The following is a 17,554-nucleotide window of genomic DNA, read 5'->3' as shown; positions in this document are numbered from 1 at the left end:
ATGCATACCAACCCAATTTTCCCCGCGAGAAAATTCCTTCTCTCGCTCGCCGCTGCGGTGGGCTTGCTCTTCCTCGCCGGCTGCCAGGGGATTGTCCTGACGAATCTTACTCCCGGTTCGCTGCCGGAAAATCCGTCGCAGATCTACACCATCACGCTGCGCGTCACGCCGAAGATCCAGACGATCGCGCCCGGCACGCTGCAGCCCTACATCGTCATCGACGGCCAGAACCATCAGATGACCAAAAGCGCACTGGGTGAGAATCTCTACGAATACGAATATCAGCTGCCGGCCGGTCGCGACGAGATCCGCTACTATTTCATCGTCAAATACCAGATCGAGGGCAACGGCACGCGCACGCCGGGTGAAACCTATAGCGAGCTCACCAGCGCACGCGTCGTGCGCCGTTACGTGCTCTCGCTCGAGGTCAACCGCGGACCGGTCGGTGCGCGCATCAGCGTGCTCGGCCGTGGCTTCACACCGCAGGACGTCATTTACCTGGACAACAACCCGGCCCGCACCGTCTTTGAATCGCCCAACGCCCTCAGCTTCTTCGTGCCGGCGCTGCCTGCCGGCCAGAACTATCGTGTGATGCTCGGCAGCGCGGCCGGCAACTCGCCGGTCGGCACCTTCCGGATCGATTCGAGCACCATCACCGTGATGCCGAGTTCGCTCACGCTCCGTACGCGCGAGCGGCAAGCGCTCACCTTCACCATTGCGAATCCGGCGCCGGCCGGCGGCTTGCTGCTCGACGTCACGACCGATGTTCCTGACAGCGTGATCATGCCCGAGGTGATCGTGCCGCAGGGCCAGAGCAGCGTGACGGTGACGGTCGAAGGCGGGCGGCCCGGCAGCGGCAGCCTCTTCCTGCGCGGCTACGGCTCTGGCGAGGTCTCCGTGCCTGTGACCGTGTCGGCGAACTAAGCCGCAAGCCTCCTCTTCTCGCGAGGGCCGGTCGTCGACCGGCCCTTTTTATTGGTGCAGCGCACCACCGATGCCGAGGTTCGATATGTAGGGCCGGCGCTGGTCGCCGGCCGCCGACGAGCGGCGGCCCTACAATCAGGGGCTAGACTCTGCGAAATCCAGTTTCACCACCACCGGCCGGTGGTCGCTGGCCTCGTTCACGCCGTCGAGATCCGCGATCCATGCGCGGTGTTGCGCCACCGCGGGCGCGAGGGCCGGCGAGACAAGAATGTGATCAACCCGCGTGTAGCTGTCTCGCCGACGATAGTGATACGTCCACGTATCGCCCCGCGAATCCGACACCGGCAGCAGCGAGGCGATGCGGACGGAACCGCGCTGTAGGAGCCGCTGCACGGGTTTGCTCGCCTTGTCGTCGTTGAAGTCGCCGAGAATCACAAACCGCGCGTTTCCAGGATCGCCCATGCGCGCCAAGACCACATCCCGGATTGCCGTCGCCTCCCCCACTCGGCGCAGCTCCGATTGTGAATCGTCGGCCCGCTCCGTGAACCGGCTCTTCAAGTGCACCGCAAAAATCGTCAGCTCGCCTGCGCTCGTCGCCACCCGCACTTCCAACAGCCCGCGTTTCACGGCTTCGGTCGCGCCGAGATAGGGAAACTCGAGCCGCGCATGGGGCGTGACCGCGAGCAACGGTCGTTTCGACAGCAGCGCTTGGTGCCGATCCGGATCGGCCGCGGCCAACAGCGTCGCATGCGGATAATCGAGCCCGCTTTTCGCCAAGTCGCGCCGCAGTTCGTGCAGATACGGTTCGTCGCCGATTTCCTGCAGCACGACGATGTCGGCGTCGATCGCCAGCAACACGCGGCGGAGCGCGCGTTTCTGCGCTTCGGGTTTCGGGTAGTCGCGACGGAAGCCGTCCTCGGTCATCCGATTCGTGGCGACGTAGTTCTCGACGTTGTAGGTCGCGAGCGTGAGCGAGTCAGCGCGCAACACGCTCGCCACACCCACGACGCACGCGAGCCAGAACGCCGCGACGTTCAGCGATCGACACCGATGAAGCCGTTCCGCATCCGAGCCCATCCGCGTGACCCGTGGTTTAAGTTCAGGATCGCAACAGCGCCCGTTCGCGCTCGACGAGCGTCGGATGCGAATAAAAAAACGCGCTATACCACGGGTGCGGGGTGAGGTTGCTGAGGTTCTTCTGCGCGAGCTTGCGCAGTGCCGCGACCATCGGTCCGGCCCCGCCGACCGCGTGACGCGCGAAGGCGTCGGCCTCATACTCGTGCTTGCGCGAAAGCAGGTTCATCAGGGGCGAAAGCCAGAAGCTCACCACGCCGCTCAGCAATCCGAACAGCAGAAACGCCGGCGCCAGCTCGCCGGGCGGAAACCCGAACGACTGGTTGAACCACGGCTCGCGCGCGAGCCACGCAATCACGCCGAACCCGGCGAACAGCGTGACGGCCGAGACCGCGATCATCTTGGGAATGTGCCCACAGCGATAGTGACCAATCTCGTGCGCGAGCACGGCTTCCAGTTCCTCCGGCGTGAGTTGGTTGATCAACGTGTCGAATAGCACGATCCGGCGAAACCGACCGAAACCCGTGAAAAACGCGTTGGAGTGCGCGGAGCGTTTGCTGCCGTCCATCACCTCGATCGTCTTCGCGCGAAACCCCGTGCGATCTCCGAGCGTGAGCAACCGGGCGCGCAGGTCGCCCTCGGGCAGCGGCGTGAGTTTATTGAAGAGCGGGAGGATCAATTTCGGGTAGAGCACCAGCATCGCCAGCTGGAACGCGAACACCAAAGCGAACCCCCACACCCACCAGAGCGTGCCCGCCCACGCGACCAGCGAAAGCAGCGCCCAAAGCAGCGGAAAGCCAAGGAGGAACACGAGCACGAGCCCTTTGAGTTTATCCGTGAGCCACAGCCGCGGCGTGCTTTGGTTGAAGCCGAACTTCGCCTCGAGTCGGAACTGCTCCCACCACTCGAACGGCAGCGACGGAATCGAGACGAGCAATCCCGCCAGCAGGATGAAGAGGGCGCGCGTCCACACGGCATCCGCCGCCCCCCAACTCACGACCAGATCGAACATCACGGGCAGCACGCCGCCGAACACGAAGAGCGCCAGCACCAGCGTGTCGAAGACGCTGGTCAGCACGCCGAAGCGCGAGCGTTCGAGCGTGTAGGCCACCGATTTGGCGTAGGTCGGCGCGTCCATGATGGCGGCGACCGCGGCTGGGGGCGGGTGCGCGTGCCGCTGCACCTCCGCGCGATTCAAGGCCGACAAAACCAGATCTCCCACCAAGCGAAGTGCCAGCAGCACCGCCGTAAGCAAAAGCACGGAAAGCATTGTCCGGAATGCAGGCGAGTTTTCGCCGCGCGCCAAACAGAAAAGCGCGCCGCGTGGCAGTCTGAGCGGCCGCGTGCAGGGTGCGTGGCATGAGCGTCCCGCCCATGTTCGGATCCCTGGCCGGCGGCATCACGGGCGGGACGCCCGTGCCACCAGCAGCGCCGCCCGGCCGTCGACCCACGTTTTGATTGAAAACCACTCTGCGCATCGCATCGTTCGCGCTGTGGATGCTCCTGACGCCAAACTCTCTTTCGAAGCGGCTCTCACGCAGCTCGAATCCATCGTGGAATCGATGGAATCCGGCGAGGTGCCGCTGGCCGAATTGTTGGCCAAATTCGAAGAGGGCAACAAGCTGCTCAAGCTCTGCGAAGCCCGCCTGAAGGACGCCGAGTTGAAGATCGAGCTGCTGAAAAAGCAGAAGGACGGCGTCGCATTCGCCAAGTTCGAGACCACCAGCGAGGTCTGAACGACGTCCGCCCGCCCGCTGATGAACGATTCTTCCGCCGCCACCCCCGCGCGTCTGCTCCCGACCCTCCAGAGCCCGGCCGACGTCAAAGCCCTCTCCGCTGCGCAACTGCCCCTGTTGGCGGAGGAAATCCGGCGCGAGCTGATCGCCGTCACGTCCCGCAACGGCGGGCACATCGGGCCCAATCTTGGCGTCGTCGAACTGACGATCGCGCTTCACCGCATTTTCAACACGCCCGAAGATCAACTGGTGTTCGATGTGGCGCACCAGGGCTACGTGCACAAGCTGCTCACCGGCCGCGGCGGCGACTTTTTCCAAAACCTGCGCCAGACCGGCGGAGCGAGCGGCTTTCTCGCGCGGGGGGAAAGCCTCCACGACGCGTTCGGCGCGGGCCACGCGGGTACCGCCCTGTCGGCCGCGCTCGGCATGGCTACGGCGCGCGACCTGCGCGGCACCGCCGAACACGTGATCGCCATCTGCGGCGACGCCGCGTTCACCTGCGGCATCACGCTGGAAGCGCTGAACAACGTCGTGTCCTCGACGAAGCGGCTGATCGTGATCCTCAACGACAACGAGTGGTCGATCGCCAAGAACGTCGGCGCCATGGCCAACTATCTGAACCGGCTCAGCACGAACCCGACGTACAACAAGCTCCACCACGACGTGGAAGCGTTCTTTACCAGCTTCCCGGCCGGCGTGGAGATGAACCGGTTCTATCAGAAGTGGAAGCGTGAAACGAAGGACTTCTTCGTCGAGTCGTCGCTGTTCGAGAAGTTCGGGTTGCGTTATCTCGGCCCGGTGGACGGCCACAACTTCGAGGCGCTGGCGAAAAATCTCGAGTTCGCGAAGCATTGCGACGTGCCCGTGCTCGTGCACGTGCTGACGAAAAAAGGCAAAGGCCTCGATGCCGCGCTGATTCACCCGGAGAAATTTCATGGCGCCAGTCCGTTTAATCCGCTCACCGGCGAAAGCACCAAGAGTACGTCGGTCAGCGTGGTGCCCAATTACCAGGACGTGCTGGGGCAGGCGCTCGCGCGATTTGCGCTGGCCGACACCAAGATTGTCGGCGTGACGGCGGCGATGCCGAGTGGCACCGGGCTCTCGCACCTCGCGAAAGCGGCGCCGCAGCAGTTCTTCGACGTGGGCATCGCCGAGGAGCATGCGGTGCTGTTCGCCGCCGGCATGGCGACGAAGGGCATCAAGCCCGTGTGCGCCATCTATTCGACGTTCCTGCAGCGCGCCTACGACCAGATCATTCACGACGTCGCGCTGCAGAATTTGCCCGTGACCTTTTGCCTGGACCGCGCCGGATTGTCGCCGAACGACGGGCCGACGCACCACGGGCTCTTCGATCTCGCGTATTTACGCTGCGTGCCGAACGCGACGGTCATGCAGCCCAAGGACGAGGACGAACTCGTCGACATGCTGCACACCAGCCTGCAGCTGGGCAGCCCGGCGTTTCTCCGGTATCCGCGCGGCGCGGGTGTCGGCGTCAAGCTCAAGTCCCAACCCGTCAAGCTCCCGATCGGTCAGGCCGAGGTGCTGCGGCAGGGCTCGAACATCATGCTGTGGGCGCTCGGACCGATGGTGCAGGAGGCGCTCGCTCTCGCCCAGCGGCTCGAGACCGAAGAGAATCTTTCGGTCGGCGTGGTAAACGCGCGATTCGTGAAGCCGCTCGACCGCACGCTCCTGCTCAGCCAGGCCGCCTGCATTCCCTTGCTCGTGACGATGGAGGATCACGCGGTGACCGGTGGGTTCGGCAGCGCCGTGCTCGAAACTCTGCAGGAAGCGAACTGCACGACCGCCGTCGAGCGCATCGGCTGGCCGGATAAATTTATCGAGCACGGATCGAACGTCACGGTGTTGCGCGAAGCACACGGGCTGGGCGCCGATGCGATCTATCGCCGCGTGCTCGACCGGTGGCGTCACCTGCGCGCCGAAACCGTCGCGGCCGACGCGTGACGCGAATCCACCGCGCGGATGGTAGGGCGCGGATTCCGCTCCGCGCCGCAATTGTCCCGGGACAATCGCTGACACCACCGCGCGCGGCGCCAAAAAAGCCGCGCATCGGTGGATGCGCGGCCCAAGAGAAAAGAGAAATCGGGCGGACCTACTTCTTAGCTATCGTGCCCGAACCACCGCACTTCTCGCAGTTCTTGCCGGCAGCAGCCGCTTCGGTGCAACACGAGTGGTCGCAGGTTTTGCCGTCCTTCGCGGCCTTCATGCAGCACTTGGCCTCTTTTGACTCGGCATTCGCGGGCTTGGCATCACCGGCAAAAGCGACTCCCGCGAACAGCGAGGCCGCGACAAGCAATGAGGGCAGAATCCGGGCAGATTTCATTTTAGGGTATGGGTTCACTCGCACCGTATGATTGGCGGCCGACACCGCAAGGAGGTGGCTCTCCTATGACACGAGCCGCGTTCGCCGAGCGACGCCTGCGAACACCGCAAGAATCGTGGATTCGGGATTGCCGTCGGCGCGAGAGTTGTATTTCTCTCCGGCCGATTGCTGCGGGTGTAGTTCATCGGTAGAACGTGTGCTTCCCAAGCATGAGAGGAGGGTTCGATTCCCTCCACCCGCACCAACCTCCGGGATGGATCGTAGGAACCCCGAATGACCAACGCCATTCAACGCCCGCGATGCGCGTGAGAGATCGGTCCGAGCTTCGCTTCAGCGCGCCGTTCCAACGCTGGTTCGCCGTCGTCGCGCTTTACGCTCTGGCTCTCCTGCTGCGCGTTCCGGACCTCGACAAAAGCGTCTGGATCGACGAAGCCGGCTCGCTTGCGCAAGCGACCGCACCTTCATTTACGGAAACCGCGCGCGCCTATGACCACCCGCCTCTGTATTTCGCCCTTCTAAGGGCCGGCACTTGGTTTACTGATTCCATCCCGCTACTGCGTCTCCTCTCGGTCGCAAGTGGGCTCGCGCTCGTGGCGGTAAGCAGTACCTTACGTCCGTCTGGTGTCGGTCTGTTTGCCGGATTATTGGTAGCGCTTTCGCCAGAGTTCGCGGGCAACAGCCAGGAGTTGCGTCAATACGCGCTGTTAAGTGCATGCATCGCTGTTACGCTGCGACTCAGTATGGCGAACACGGTCGCCTCAAAGCTGCGTTTATTGGCCGTGGGGGTCGCGTCCGTAGCAGTGGTGGCTACGCATTTGATCGGTGCGTTTTTTATCGCGGCCATGGCCACGGTGCAGTTCGTCCGTTGCCGAGACTCGTGGTACCGCCGGCTCGGCATCTTGTTGCCCTATGTCCCAGCTGCAGGCGTTGCTTGGCTACTTAAGTCTGTCTTTTTGCAGCAGACGGACAAGGCCCCCTCAGAGTGGTGGGTGGGCAGCCTCTCGTGGTCGCATATCTCGACCGCGTTTAGCTCGATCACGGGCTGGTCGTCGCTCCGCTGGCTGGCCGCAGCGGTGGGCCGGCACATTTCTGGAGCCGAGCCAGTGCTCCTCTTCTTCTTTGTGAGCGCGAGCGTTTACCTGTTTTGGAGGCTCACCCGGCAAGGTGGTCGCGAAACCTGGGCATTGCTATCAGTGGCGGTTGCGTATTGGGCATTAGTAATCGGCTACTCAATGGTCGCCGTCAATCTGGTGCTTCCCAGACTCCTCTTGCCTGGGATGATCCCATTGCTTTGGGCCATAGGGCTCACCTGCGCAAAACCGCAGCAGTTTGCGAGGATCAATACTGCCGCAATCTTGGCAGTTCTACTTGCGGTGTGTGCAGCCGTGCAGTGGTCGTGGCAAACCGCTTGGAGACCCCGTGAGGACCTGCGCGGTCTGGCCGCCAAACTCGAACACTCCTGCGGCCCAAACACGATGGTCGTACTGAGTGCTGGATTAGATTTTGGAGTGAAGCTCTACTGGCCCGGATACAACGCCGTGAATCCGCTGATTCTCGACCTACACGCCGCACCAGGAAACCAGTTGACAGAAGCGTATACAACCCGTGGACACCCCAGCAATGTGCTTCTGGTCTACCGTTGGGACGCCTATCAGCAGGCGCATCCCACCCTCCTGCGCGCCGTGCGAAACACTCTCCAGCAGAGCGCATCCGACTCTGCTATTCTGTGGGACAAAGACTACTACTTTATCGAACGATACACGATGTCAGCCCAGCTGAGTAATTCGTCATTTGCCAATGACGTTATGAGTAGCTCCGTCGCGCATCCAGCGCGCTTTTGAGCGTCACTGAATCGGCGTAGAGCACGCCACCACCGCTCGGCAGTCCGAACCCGATCCGCGTGATCTGCGGCGCTTTTCCCTTTTTCAACTGCTCAGTCAGATAGTGACACGTCGCCTCACCTTCGACGTCGTTCGAGAGCGCGAGGATCAACTCGCCCACGGCGCCCGACTCCACCCGCGCCAACAGTGAGGCGACATTCAGGTCATCCGGACCCACTCCGTGCATCGGCGAAAGTTTGCCGTGGAGCACGTGATAGACACCCCGATACGCGCCGCTGCGCTCCAGCGCCACGAGGTCGGGCACTTCCTCGACGACGCACACCAGCGAGGGGTCGCGGCGTTCGTCGGCGCAGATCGGGCACAGCTCGGCTTCGGCCAGATTGCCGCAACGCGTACACCGACGCACCGTGCGCGCGGCCTCTTCCAGCGCCGCCACGAGCGCGGGCAGCCGCTGCGGTTTCTCCACGAGCAGATGCAAGGCGATGCGTTCCGAGGAGCGATAGCCCAATCCCGGCAGCTGCTTCAGCTGCTGCTGGAGTTTCTCAAAGGCGGAAGGCACGGAATTTCTGGATCTCGATTTTTGATTTGCGATTTCAGAACGCAGCCACCCGCCTCAATCGAAAATCGAAATTCCAAAATCGAAAATCACATGAACCCCGGCACCTGGAAGGCCGACGTGACCTTCTGCATTTCGGCGTCGTTGTAGTCCTTGGCCTGCTTGGCCGCGTCCTGGATCGCCGCCAGCAACGTATCGGACACCAGCTTCGCGTCTTCCTTCAGGAATTCCGAATCGAGCGACAGCGCGAGAAACTTGCCCGAGCCGCTGACCTTGATCTTCACCGCGCCGCCTCCGGCCGTCACGTCGATCTCCTTCGCCTCGAGTTGGGCTTGAAGCGCTTCGATCCCGCGCTGCATTTTCTGCGCTTGTTTGAGAAGTTTGCCTACGCCGGCCATGAAAGTGGAAGTTGAGGTTTAGAGTTAAAGTTGCCCAAGCCAGTCCGGGTTAACGGCTATTCGCGTCGCTGCGACAAGATATTTTCGTAGCCCGCGCGATAATCCGGAAACCGCGGCTGCCAGCCGAGCACGCGCTTGATCTTCGCGTTCGAAATCACGCGGTCCGGCGTCACGCTCCGGCGCGTGCCTGCCGGTAGCCCCGTGAACGTCGGCGCGCCGACGCCCAGGCGTTGCGCCAGCCAACCGGCAACGTCGGATTTCGTCGCCGGGCGATCATCGGCGACGTTGAACACGTCGGAACCAATCTCTGGCGGCGCATCGAACGCCGACCAAATCGCCGCGCAAATGTCCTCGAGGTGAATCAGATTCAGCCGGTGCCCACCGCGACCGGCGACGATTCCCGTGCGCACCTGATCGAGGAGTTGGTGCCGGCCCGGTCCGTAGATTCCGGCGAGCCGAAGGACGAAACAGCGCATATATTCCCTTGGCGGAACGACCGGACCAGGTGGCGTGGGCGTGCCGCCCGTGTCCGGCGACAACAGCCTCTCGGATTCCAATAGAAGCTCACCGCGTTCGCCGACACCCTCCGAAGACGCACTTTCGTCGACCACAACTCCGTCGCCTTGCGGGTAGACCGACGTGCTACTCGTGTAGACCAAGGTACCGATTCCGCCGCGCGCGCGCGCCCAGGCGAGGATCGATCGCATTCCGTCGACGTAGCTGTGACGATAGCCGTCGATCCCGCCTCCGCCGGCACTGACGGCGTTCAGCACGTACCGGGCGCCGCCGGCGATCTGCGGGTGCCAGGCCGAGCCCGCGAGATCCGCGACCACCGGCTCTACTCCGCCGGCCTGCAGACTCTCCGCGGTTGCGGGATTGCGGGTCAACGCGGTTACGCGGAGTCCGCGAGCGATAGCTTGTCGCGCGATGGCCGAGCCAACGTAACCGCAGCCGAAGATCACGAGTCGTTCATCGCGTGCCGGAATCATTTCCCCGCGACTATGGCACAGGCACAGCACTGGGAGCAAAAAAATGTGTGCATCCACGACGCGGCGTGGTTTCTTTTGCGCATGGCTACGGTTCTCGTGTTCTTGGCGGAAGGATTTGAGGAGATCGAAGCAATCGCCCCCATCGACCTGCTGCGCCGTGCAGGCGCCAGTGTGACGGTCGCCGCGCTCGGCGACACCCTCCATGTCACCGGTCGCACCGGCGTGACGGTGCACGCAGACACCACCCTGGCGGCCCTGCCCGAGCAGGCCTTCGATTGCGTGGTTCTGCCCGGCGGCCCAGGTACGAAGGTTTTGCGCGGCGACCCACGCGTGCGCACATGGGTCGTGCGGCAAAATGCTCGCGGCGCGTGGCTGGCCGCGATCTGCGCCGCCCCCACCGTGTTGCACGACGCTGGGCTGCTCAACGGTCGCCGCTACACCGCGCATTTTTCGGTCGCCGCCGAGCTGCCGGCGCTGCTGGCTCACGAGCGCGTGGTGGTTGACGGCAACCTCATCACCTCCCGTGGCGCGGGGACGGCGGTGGATTTCGGCTTGGCGTTGGTTAGCAAACTTTTCGGCGAGGAGAAGGCACGCGAAATCAGTGCGGCGATTTGCTTCTGAAAACCGCGGTCAACTTGCCCTTTTTTGGGGCGATTAGAGTTAAGTTGACGGTCTTTTGCCTAGGGGTCACTCCCTAGTAAACCCCGATGATCAGCCTCGCTTGTGCGTGCGCGCAGGGTCGTTTCCGCCCGGAATCGACGGGGCGAAGCTCGGCTTAATCAGCAGACATGTCCACAAGCACCTTGGGACAGGCGAGATCGGGGCCCAGCCAGAACTGCCCATGTGTTTTGGAAGGCAGTAGCGCCCTGTTTCTCGCGCCAGAGTTGTTTGAACGGGAGGGAGGAGTGCAGCGGATCCTCCAACTGTATTTGAAAGCCTTGTGTGACCTGGCGGGACAGGCCGGCAAGGTGCGATCGGTGGTGCTGAACGATGGGGTCATGGACTCCATCGAATTGCGGCGCTCCTCGAACGAACGGCTCGTGGAATGGCACGTATGCGGCGGCGACCGTTGGCGTTTTGTGCGCGCGACACTTGCTCGCGCGCGCATCTCCGATCGGCTGGTCTGCGGACATGTGGGGCAGGCGCCCGTCGCCCTGCTCGCCAAAACATTCAATCCGCGGCTTCGCTATTACGTCGTGGCCCATGGGATCGACGTCTGGGCGCGGCTACCGTGGCTCAAGCGGCTGGCGCTGCGCCGGGCCGCGCGTATTCTGTGCGTGAGCGATTACAGCCGCCGAGAACTCGTGCGTTTGAGCGGAATCCCCGAAGGTCGCACGGCGGTGCTGCATAACGCGCTCTACCCTTCGTTCGAAATCGGGCCGGGCCTGCCCCCCAGCGGCGCGCCCGTGATCCTCGCCGTCACGCGAATCACCCGCGCCGACCGGGAGAAGGGCGTGGACCATCTCGTGCAGGCGCTGCCGGCGATCCGTGCGGCACACCCCGGCGCTGTTCTCCGTGTCATCGGACGCGGCGACGACCTCGGCCGGCTCGTCGATCTGAGCCGCCAGATCGGAGTGGCGGACGCCGTGGAGTTCCTGGGCTACGTCAGCGATTGCCGGCTCGTCAGCGAGCTGCGCGCGTGTTCGCTTTTCGCGCTGCCGAGTCGCAAGGAAGGATTCGGCCTGGTGTTCGTAGAGGCCATGGCGCATGGGCGGCCGTGCGTGGGGGCCCGCGCGGGAGGGATTCCGGAAATCATCACGCCTGAAACCGGCCTGCTCGTCGATTACGGCGACGTGCCCGGCCTCGCGGCCGCCTGCGTCAGCGGACTCGAGCGGGCGTGGGATGAATCCGCGATCCTCGCCCGCGCCGGGGAGTTTTCGTATCCGGTATTTCGTGCCAAACTCGCCAGTCTGCTGGAGGGCCGCGTGGGCGCTGCGACCGCATGAACCCTCGGCTCAAGCTTCGCGTGCGCCACTCCGGACTGGTGGACCTTTCGTTTTTCCACGATCCACCGGACGGAAACCTCTTCATCGCCGAAGCGAAGTGGCACGTGCCGTTCCCGATCCGGCGCGTTTATTTCATCAACAATCTGGCCAACCGCGCGGCGGTCCGCGGCAAACACGCGCACCGCAAACTGCAGCAGGCGATCTTCTGCATCAACGGCGCGTTCACGCTGCACCTCGATGACGGTCGCACTCGCCAGCGACTGCTGCTCAACGACCCATCGCGGGGCGTGCTGCTCGGGCCCATGCTTTGGCACACGATGTCTGGATTTTCCTACGATTGCGTGATCCTCGTGCTAGCCAGCGCTCGTTTCTCGGAACGCGATTACATCCGCGACTATGGCGAGTTTCAGCGATTGAGTCGTTCCGCGAAGTCCGGCACACGCTCAACGCGCCGCGCTGCTCGATGAACCCTCCCGTCATGCGCGGAGAAGTGATACTGGAAGCCGGCCAGGGTGAGGCTCACTACTGGCGTGATCTGTGGCGCTATCGCGAACTGCTCGGCTTTCTCGCGTGGCGCGACATCAAGGTGCGCTACAAGCAGGCCACGCTGGGCGCGGCGTGGGCGCTCTTCCAGCCGATCGTCACGATGGTGATTTTCACGTTCGTGTTTGGCCGCCTCGCGAAAATGCCCGACGGCGGCGTGCCCTACCCGGTGCTCGTGCTCGCCGGACTCCTGCCCTGGCAGCTCTTCTCCGCCTCGCTTAGTGGCGCCAGCGGCAGCCTCGTGGGCAACTCGCACCTCATCTCCAAGGTGTACTTTCCCCGGCTCGTCATCCCAATTTCCGCTATCGGTGTCGCGCTCGTGGATTTTGCCATCGTGCTCGGACTTTTCGTGGTGGTGTCGCTCTGGTTTGGAGTGGTACCGACGTGGCACTGGCTGATGCTGCCGGTCTTCATCGCGCTCACCCTCCTCCTGGCGCTCGGCGCCGGCCTCTGGCTCACCAGCCTTACGGTGAAGTTCCGGGACTTCCGGTTCATCGTCCCCTTTCTGCTGCAGGTCGGCGTGTTTGTATCGCCCGTGGGATATCGCACCGATCACTTCGCGAACTGGCGTGCGGTGCTGGCCTTGAATCCGCTGACCGGTGTGATCGACGGATACCGCTGGTGTTTGCTCGGCGGCAGGCAAACGCTCGACCCGCTCGCGCTCGAGTACGCGGTCATCCTCACCGCGATCCTGGTCCTCACCGGATTGTGGTACTTCCGGCGAACGGAGCGCCAATTCGCCGACATCATCTGACATGAGCGGCCCCGCCATCGAAGTCTCAGGGCTGAGCAAGCGCTACGTGATCGAGCACGAATCGCGGCACGATAACCTGCGCGACACGCTCCATCACATCGCGCGGAAGCTCTGGCGGCGGTTTCGTTGGGGCACGGGGTTCGCGCGCGAGGAGTTCTGGGCCTTACGCGATGTGTCGTTTTCCGTGCAGCCCGGCGAGGTCGTCGGGATCATCGGCCGCAACGGCGCGGGCAAGAGCACCCTGCTCAAGATCCTCTCGCGGATCACCGAGGCGACCACCGGCCGGGTGACGCTCCGCGGTCGCGTGGCTTCGCTCCTGGAGGTCGGCACCGGCTTTCATCCGGACCTGACGGGGCGCGAAAACATTTTCCTCAACGGAGCGATTTTGGGCATGAGCCGGGCGGAAATCCGGCGCAAGTTCGACGAGATCGTCGCCTTCGCTGAGGTGGAAAAATTTCTCGACACCCCGGTGAAGCGCTACAGCAGCGGGATGTATGTGCGCCTCGCGTTCGCCGTGGCGGCGCATCTGGAACCAGAGATCCTGATCGTCGACGAGGTGCTGGCGGTCGGCGACGCCGCGTTCCAGAAAAAGTGCCTCGGCAAGATGAGGGACGTATCTACGCGCGAGCAGCGAGCGGTGTTGTTCGTCAGCCACAATATGGCCGCAGTCCAGTCACTCTGTCAGCGCGCGATCTGGCTCAGCGCCGGCCGGATTGCGCAGACCGGGCCAGTGTCCTCCGTCGTCAGCCAGTACGTGCAATCGGGCGTCATCGCCACGGCCGAACGCCACTGGGAGGCGGAAGCGGCCCCCGGCGACGATCGGGTGCGGTTGCGCGCTGCACGCGTGCACCAAGGCGGTTCCTCGGTTGAAGTGGTGGACATCAATCAACCGTCGCAGATCGAGCTGACCTTCGAAACGCTGCGCGAGTGTCGGAATCTAATTACCGGGTGCAATTTCTACGATGCGACGGGGACCTGCCTGTTTGCTCATTGTGATTGGCGACCAAACGTCCTGCCCCCTGGCCGGTATCGGAAACAGATCGAATTGCCCGCCCAGCTTTTTGCCGAGGGCAAGATTGTGGTTCTGGTGCAACTGGTCTTTCACGATCCGATGGTGCTAAGCGTCATTTTGCCGGACGCACTCGCATTCGAAGCCATCGATTCAGACTCACCTCAGGCTGTCCGGGGTCTCTATCACGGCTACTGGCCCGGCGCGGTACGGATTGGCCTGCAATGGAGCGATGCGTCGCCCGCCTGAAGGTGGCCGTGCTTAAAGTTCACAACTTCTGCAGATGAGCACATCCCTCCGGCATATCATCATTCGATTACTCGCTCGCGGTGAGCGGTGGGCTCGGCTCCTCCGGCAACGCTTGCAGGCCGAGGCGCGGCGGCGTCAACTCGATCGGCCAAATAGCCCTGACGAATGGCAGGTACTCTACGCCGCGCCGGTCACACCGGTGGTCAAGGTGGAGTCACCGGTTGCACAGGCCTTGGTGCAGCTCAGCGTTCCCGGCGATGTGATGCTCGAAACCGGCTGCGGCAGTGCGAGTATTTCGGCTGAACTCGGGGTCGCCGACCGCATTGTCCAGCTCGCTGACTTTAGCCCCGCAATCCTGGAAAGGGCGCAAAGACTGTTTGCCGCGTCGGGGCTGTCCGCACCACTAAACCGGCTGGCCGACCTCACCCAGCCGCTCCCCTGGGCCGACAAATCCGTGGACATCACCTGGAGTAGCGGCGTGCTCGAGCACTGGCAAGACGATGAACTGGTGCCCATTCTCCGCGAAATGGCGCGGGTCAGTCGGAAACGCGTGGTCTCGTTTGTGCCGTTCGCCGGTTCCGTGTTCTATCGTTGGGGGAAATGGGTTTCCGAGCAGAACGGCTCTTGGCCGTACGGCCGCGAGCTTCCGCGGCAAAGCTTGTGCAGCGTGTTCGAGCGCGCCGGTTTGCAACGGATTGTTGAATACACGTTATGGCCCGACGCCGCTCTCAATTTTATGCACATGGTCGACCCGGAGCTCGCACCTGAGGTTCACCGCTGGTGGCACGCCGTGCCGGCGGACGATCCGCTGCGTCGCACACAAGGTTATCTCCTCGCCACGATAGGAGAGCCCGGACCGTAATGCCTGCGCCCGCCTTGGTTCTGTCTGCACGCGCGGCCCGCCGGCGCCGGTTCATCCTAACGAATAGGACTTAGGTATGGGTTCATCGCCATCTTCCGTTCAGCGGCGACCTGTGGTGTTGTCCGTGGTGGGAACTCGGCCGGAAGCCATCAAAATGGCGCCAGTCATCAGCCGGCTGCGGCATCAGTCGGACGCTTTTCAGAGCGTGGTCGTATCGACCGGACAGCACCGCGAGATGCTGGATCAAGCGCTGCAGCTCTTCGGGATCACCCCAGACCAGGATTTGCAGTTGATGCGTGCCGATCAGTCCCTCGCCCAACTCACCGCCAGACTCTTCGAATCGCTGGATCGCGTGCTGGACGAATTCAGTCCGGACTGGGTGCTGGCTCAGGGCGACACGACGACGGTACTCGTAACATCCTTACTCTGTCACTACCGGCGGATTCCCTTCGGACACGTCGAAGCCGGGTTGCGCAGCGGAGACAAATGGCGGCCCTTCCCGGAAGAAACCAATCGACGCGTTGCGGACCTGGTGGCGGATGCGTATTTCGCCCCGACCGCCGCGGCGGCTGACAACCTTCGACGCGAGGGCTGCGCGCCAGAGCACATTTTCGTAACCGGCAATACGGTGATCGATGCGCTCCTCGAGGTGGCGAGCCGGCCATTCGATTGGTCCGCCCACTCCCTGCCGCCCCTGCCCTCTTCGGCTCGCATGGTCCTGATCACCGCACATCGGAGGGAAAGTTTTGGCGCCCCTTTTCGCGAGTTGTGCGAGGCCATTCGAGAACTGGCGCAAATCCACGCCGAGGAGGGAGTGCATTTCCTTTACCCGATGCATCTCAATCCCAACGTACGGCGTCCCGTGGGCGATACTCTGTCGGACTTGGCCAATGTGCATCTCATCGAGCCTGTCGATTATTTCACAATGGTTCATCTGATGAAACGGGCCAGCCTGGTGCTGACCGACTCGGGTGGCGTGCAGGAAGAGGCGCCCAGCTTGGGCGTGCCTGTACTTGTGATGCGCGACACCACCGAGCGCCCGGAGGGCATCGATGCGGGCGTGGCGAAACTTGTCGGAACGGCCCGTCCGCGGATCGTCGCGGAGAGCACGGCCATTCTCAGCGGTCGTTCCACTCTCCGCACCGCGCTCGGCGCCAGCCCCTATGGCGACGGTCACGCCGCACAGCGGATTGTCGAGATCCTGCGTGCCCGCACCTCGTGATGCAGCAGCGGCCACTCGTTTCCATCGTTCTGCCGGTGCACAATGGCGAACGCTACTTGCGCGAATCAGTTCGAAGTTGCCTCGACCAGACTTACCAGAACTGGGAGCTGATTGCCGTCGACGACTGTTCGACTGACGGCACGGCCGCGATGCTTGATTCGTTCGCCGCGCGCGAGCCCCGGATGAGGGTGTTACGGAACCCCGCCAACCTCCGGCTGCCCGCATCGTTGAATGTGGGGTTCGCGGCGTCCCGCGGCGAGATTCTCACCTGGACATCCGACGACAACCTCTACCTGCCCAACGCGCTGGAGGAGATGGTGTCCGCGCTCATGGAGCATCGCGAAGCGATGATGGTGTATGCAGCGCAGGATATCATCGACGAATCGGGTGCCGTCGTCGTTCGCTATCCCAGCGGCTCGCCAGAATCGCTGTGCCATTTCAATGTCGTGAACGCATGCTTCGCCTACCGGAGGAAAGTGCTGGAGACGGTCGGCGGCTATGATCCAATCCTGGAGCTGGTGGAAGATTGGGATTACTGGCTCCGAATTGCGCGACGCTACGAGATCATCCAGCTGGAGTGCTGCCTATATCTTTACCGCGCGAATCCGGCCTCGCTGAGCCAGCAGACGGGTGACCGCAGGTGGAAAGTGGAGGAGCGGCTCCTCGAGATGCGCTTGCCCGAACTTCGATGGAAATGGCCGGCGGGATATGCGCGCGGATTTATTCGGCTGTGTCACCCGCGTTGGCAACGCGGCGATCGCCGCACGGCCTGGCGGCATTTCGGCCGAGCCTTGCGCTATTTTCCCGTGGCGCTCCGCCATTGGCGCGCGCTCATTCCCCTCTGCCTCGGCAAACGCGTGTATTACGCGCTGCGGGCTCGACTTCGGTGGCTGGAGCAGCGGCCGCTGTGAGCAACCGGTACGGTGATTGGGCACATGACCAATCCATGACGCTCTCGCAAGAACCTGCCTGGGTGCTAGTCATTGGAGCTGGCCGGCGCACCTCAACCTACGGTGGCGCAGTGAGGGGGCATCGCCCCTCGTTTGAGACCATCTACAACTTTGCTCTTTCCGCGCGGAGTCATCACGAGAGCGGTTCATGCGATGAACT

The 17,554-nt window shown here is 63.1% G+C and carries 18 protein-coding genes and 1 tRNA gene; 13 read left to right on the top strand and 6 right to left on the bottom strand.

Annotated elements, in window-relative coordinates; genetic code table 11:
- Complete coding sequence (locus OTER_RS14110; protein ID WP_012375600.1) at positions 1–924, top strand: IPT/TIG domain-containing protein; 924 nt, start codon at positions 1–3, stop codon at positions 922–924.
- Positions 925–1,059: 135 nt separating this feature from the next.
- Here OTER_RS14110 and OTER_RS14105 read toward each other — a convergent pair whose 3' ends face one another.
- Complete coding sequence (locus OTER_RS14105) at positions 1,060–2,001, bottom strand: endonuclease/exonuclease/phosphatase family protein (RefSeq protein ID WP_012375599.1); 942 nt, start codon at positions 1,999–2,001, stop codon at positions 1,060–1,062.
- A 22-nt stretch (positions 2,002–2,023) separates the two neighbouring features.
- The gene (locus tag OTER_RS14100) at positions 2,024–3,268 is read right to left on the bottom strand and encodes a M48 family metallopeptidase (RefSeq protein ID WP_012375598.1); all 1,245 of its coding nucleotides are present in this window, start codon (positions 3,266–3,268) and stop codon (positions 2,024–2,026) included.
- Positions 3,269–3,491: 223 nt separating this feature from the next.
- On the opposite strand from OTER_RS14100, the gene xseB reads away from it, so the two are divergent.
- Together xseB and dxs are read left to right on the top strand one after the other, a co-directional pair.
- Positions 3,492–3,734 (top strand): exodeoxyribonuclease VII small subunit, encoded by a 243-nt coding sequence (gene xseB, locus OTER_RS14095; protein ID WP_012375597.1) that lies wholly within the window; start codon positions 3,492–3,494, stop codon positions 3,732–3,734.
- A gap of 21 nt (positions 3,735–3,755) precedes the next feature.
- Positions 3,756–5,696, top strand: coding sequence for a 1-deoxy-D-xylulose-5-phosphate synthase (gene dxs / locus OTER_RS14090; protein ID WP_012375596.1), 1,941 nt, complete (start codon positions 3,756–3,758; stop codon positions 5,694–5,696).
- 148 nt (positions 5,697–5,844) lie between these two features.
- On the opposite strand, the gene OTER_RS14085 is transcribed toward dxs, so the two are convergent.
- Complete coding sequence (locus OTER_RS14085) at positions 5,845–6,075, bottom strand: hypothetical protein (RefSeq protein WP_012375595.1); 231 nt, start codon at positions 6,073–6,075, stop codon at positions 5,845–5,847.
- A gap of 170 nt (positions 6,076–6,245) precedes the next feature.
- Here OTER_RS14085 and OTER_RS14080 point away from each other — a divergent pair.
- Positions 6,246–6,319, top strand: a tRNA-Gly gene (locus OTER_RS14080).
- Positions 6,320–6,374: 55 nt separating this feature from the next.
- Positions 6,375–7,916, top strand: a complete 1,542-nt coding sequence (locus tag OTER_RS14075) for a hypothetical protein (protein ID WP_012375594.1) — start codon at positions 6,375–6,377, stop codon at positions 7,914–7,916.
- On the opposite strand, the gene recR is transcribed toward OTER_RS14075, so the two are convergent.
- The 3 genes from recR to OTER_RS14060 all read right to left on the bottom strand — a co-directional run bounded on the left by recR (position 7,879) and on the right by OTER_RS14060 (position 9,859).
- Positions 7,879–8,475, bottom strand: a complete 597-nt coding sequence (gene recR, locus OTER_RS14070; RefSeq protein ID WP_012375593.1) for a recombination mediator RecR — start codon at positions 8,473–8,475, stop codon at positions 7,879–7,881. The two genes, OTER_RS14075 and recR, sit on opposite strands and share 38 nt — an antisense overlap.
- 86 nt (positions 8,476–8,561) lie before the next feature.
- Positions 8,562–8,870 (bottom strand): YbaB/EbfC family nucleoid-associated protein, encoded by a 309-nt coding sequence (locus OTER_RS14065; RefSeq protein WP_012375592.1) that lies wholly within the window; start codon positions 8,868–8,870, stop codon positions 8,562–8,564.
- A 56-nt stretch (positions 8,871–8,926) separates the two neighbouring features.
- Positions 8,927–9,859 carry an NAD-dependent epimerase/dehydratase family protein gene (locus OTER_RS14060; protein ID WP_012375591.1) on the bottom strand — a complete coding sequence of 311 codons (933 nt, stop codon included), beginning with the start codon at positions 9,857–9,859 and terminating at the stop codon, positions 8,927–8,929.
- Between the two features lie 81 nt (positions 9,860–9,940).
- Between OTER_RS14060 and OTER_RS14055 the strand changes: the two genes are divergently transcribed.
- The 8 genes from OTER_RS14055 (at position 9,941) to OTER_RS14020 (ending at position 17,355) form a co-directional block, all read left to right on the top strand.
- Positions 9,941–10,480: a DJ-1 family glyoxalase III gene (locus tag OTER_RS14055; RefSeq protein ID WP_044892522.1), complete on the top strand. Its 540-nt coding sequence runs from the start codon at positions 9,941–9,943 to the stop codon at positions 10,478–10,480.
- A 377-nt stretch (positions 10,481–10,857) separates the two neighbouring features.
- The gene (locus OTER_RS14050; protein WP_237702363.1) at positions 10,858–11,805 is read left to right on the top strand and encodes a glycosyltransferase family 4 protein; all 948 of its coding nucleotides are present in this window, start codon (positions 10,858–10,860) and stop codon (positions 11,803–11,805) included.
- Positions 11,802–12,272, top strand: a complete 471-nt coding sequence (locus tag OTER_RS14045; protein ID WP_012375588.1) for a sugar 3,4-ketoisomerase — start codon at positions 11,802–11,804, stop codon at positions 12,270–12,272. The genes OTER_RS14050 and OTER_RS14045 overlap by 4 nt, the downstream gene beginning before the upstream one ends.
- Entirely contained in the window at positions 12,269–13,102 is an 834-nt protein-coding gene (locus OTER_RS14040) for an ABC transporter permease (protein ID WP_012375587.1), read from the top strand. The genes OTER_RS14045 and OTER_RS14040 overlap by 4 nt, the downstream gene beginning before the upstream one ends.
- A 1-nt stretch (position 13,103) precedes the next feature.
- Positions 13,104–14,360, top strand: coding sequence for an ABC transporter ATP-binding protein (locus OTER_RS14035; RefSeq protein ID WP_012375586.1), 1,257 nt, complete (start codon positions 13,104–13,106; stop codon positions 14,358–14,360).
- Between the two features lie 112 nt (positions 14,361–14,472).
- A complete protein-coding gene (locus OTER_RS14030) occupies positions 14,473–15,222 on the top strand; it encodes a class I SAM-dependent methyltransferase (RefSeq protein WP_044891779.1) in 750 nt (249 codons plus the stop codon).
- Positions 15,223–15,298: 76 nt separating this feature from the next.
- Complete coding sequence (wecB, locus tag OTER_RS14025) at positions 15,299–16,444, top strand: non-hydrolyzing UDP-N-acetylglucosamine 2-epimerase (RefSeq protein WP_083767737.1); 1,146 nt, start codon at positions 15,299–15,301, stop codon at positions 16,442–16,444.
- Positions 16,444–17,355, top strand: a complete 912-nt coding sequence (locus OTER_RS14020; protein WP_012375583.1) for a glycosyltransferase — start codon at positions 16,444–16,446, stop codon at positions 17,353–17,355. Before wecB ends, OTER_RS14020 begins: the two co-directional genes overlap by 1 nt.
- Positions 17,356–17,554 lie beyond the last annotated feature (199 nt).

Origin of the sequence: Opitutus terrae PB90-1 (genome assembly GCF_000019965.1) — a bacterium.
Lineage (GTDB): Bacteria > Verrucomicrobiota > Verrucomicrobiia > Opitutales > Opitutaceae > Opitutus > Opitutus terrae.
The sequence above is the reverse complement of the archived record's forward strand: the minus strand, read 5'-3'. Positions and strand labels throughout refer to the sequence as shown.

What these genes read in the sequence shown, in the direction of transcription:
- OTER_RS14110 (WP_012375600.1), top strand. Translation starts at nt 1, where the DNA reads ATGCATACCAACCCAATTTTCCCCGCGAGAAAATTCCTTCTCTCGCTC.
- OTER_RS14105 (WP_012375599.1), bottom strand. Translation starts at nt 2,001, where the DNA reads ATGGGCTCGGATGCGGAACGGCTTCATCGGTGTCGATCGCTGAACGTC.
- OTER_RS14100 (WP_012375598.1), bottom strand. Translation starts at nt 3,268, where the DNA reads ATGCTTTCCGTGCTTTTGCTTACGGCGGTGCTGCTGGCACTTCGCTTG.
- dxs (WP_012375596.1), top strand. Translation starts at nt 3,756, where the DNA reads ATGAACGATTCTTCCGCCGCCACCCCCGCGCGTCTGCTCCCGACCCTC.
- OTER_RS14085 (WP_012375595.1), bottom strand. Translation starts at nt 6,075, where the DNA reads ATGAAATCTGCCCGGATTCTGCCCTCATTGCTTGTCGCGGCCTCGCTG.
- OTER_RS14075 (WP_012375594.1), top strand. Translation starts at nt 6,375, where the DNA reads ATGCGCGTGAGAGATCGGTCCGAGCTTCGCTTCAGCGCGCCGTTCCAA.
- OTER_RS14065 (WP_012375592.1), bottom strand. Translation starts at nt 8,870, where the DNA reads ATGGCCGGCGTAGGCAAACTTCTCAAACAAGCGCAGAAAATGCAGCGC.
- OTER_RS14060 (WP_012375591.1), bottom strand. Translation starts at nt 9,859, where the DNA reads ATGATTCCGGCACGCGATGAACGACTCGTGATCTTCGGCTGCGGTTAC.
- OTER_RS14055 (WP_044892522.1), top strand. Translation starts at nt 9,941, where the DNA reads ATGGCTACGGTTCTCGTGTTCTTGGCGGAAGGATTTGAGGAGATCGAA.
- OTER_RS14050 (WP_237702363.1), top strand. Translation starts at nt 10,858, where the DNA reads ATGGACTCCATCGAATTGCGGCGCTCCTCGAACGAACGGCTCGTGGAA.
- OTER_RS14045 (WP_012375588.1), top strand. Translation starts at nt 11,802, where the DNA reads ATGAACCCTCGGCTCAAGCTTCGCGTGCGCCACTCCGGACTGGTGGAC.
- OTER_RS14040 (WP_012375587.1), top strand. Translation starts at nt 12,269, where the DNA reads ATGAACCCTCCCGTCATGCGCGGAGAAGTGATACTGGAAGCCGGCCAG.
- OTER_RS14035 (WP_012375586.1), top strand. Translation starts at nt 13,104, where the DNA reads ATGAGCGGCCCCGCCATCGAAGTCTCAGGGCTGAGCAAGCGCTACGTG.
- wecB (WP_083767737.1), top strand. Translation starts at nt 15,299, where the DNA reads ATGGGTTCATCGCCATCTTCCGTTCAGCGGCGACCTGTGGTGTTGTCC.
- OTER_RS14020 (WP_012375583.1), top strand. Translation starts at nt 16,444, where the DNA reads ATGCAGCAGCGGCCACTCGTTTCCATCGTTCTGCCGGTGCACAATGGC.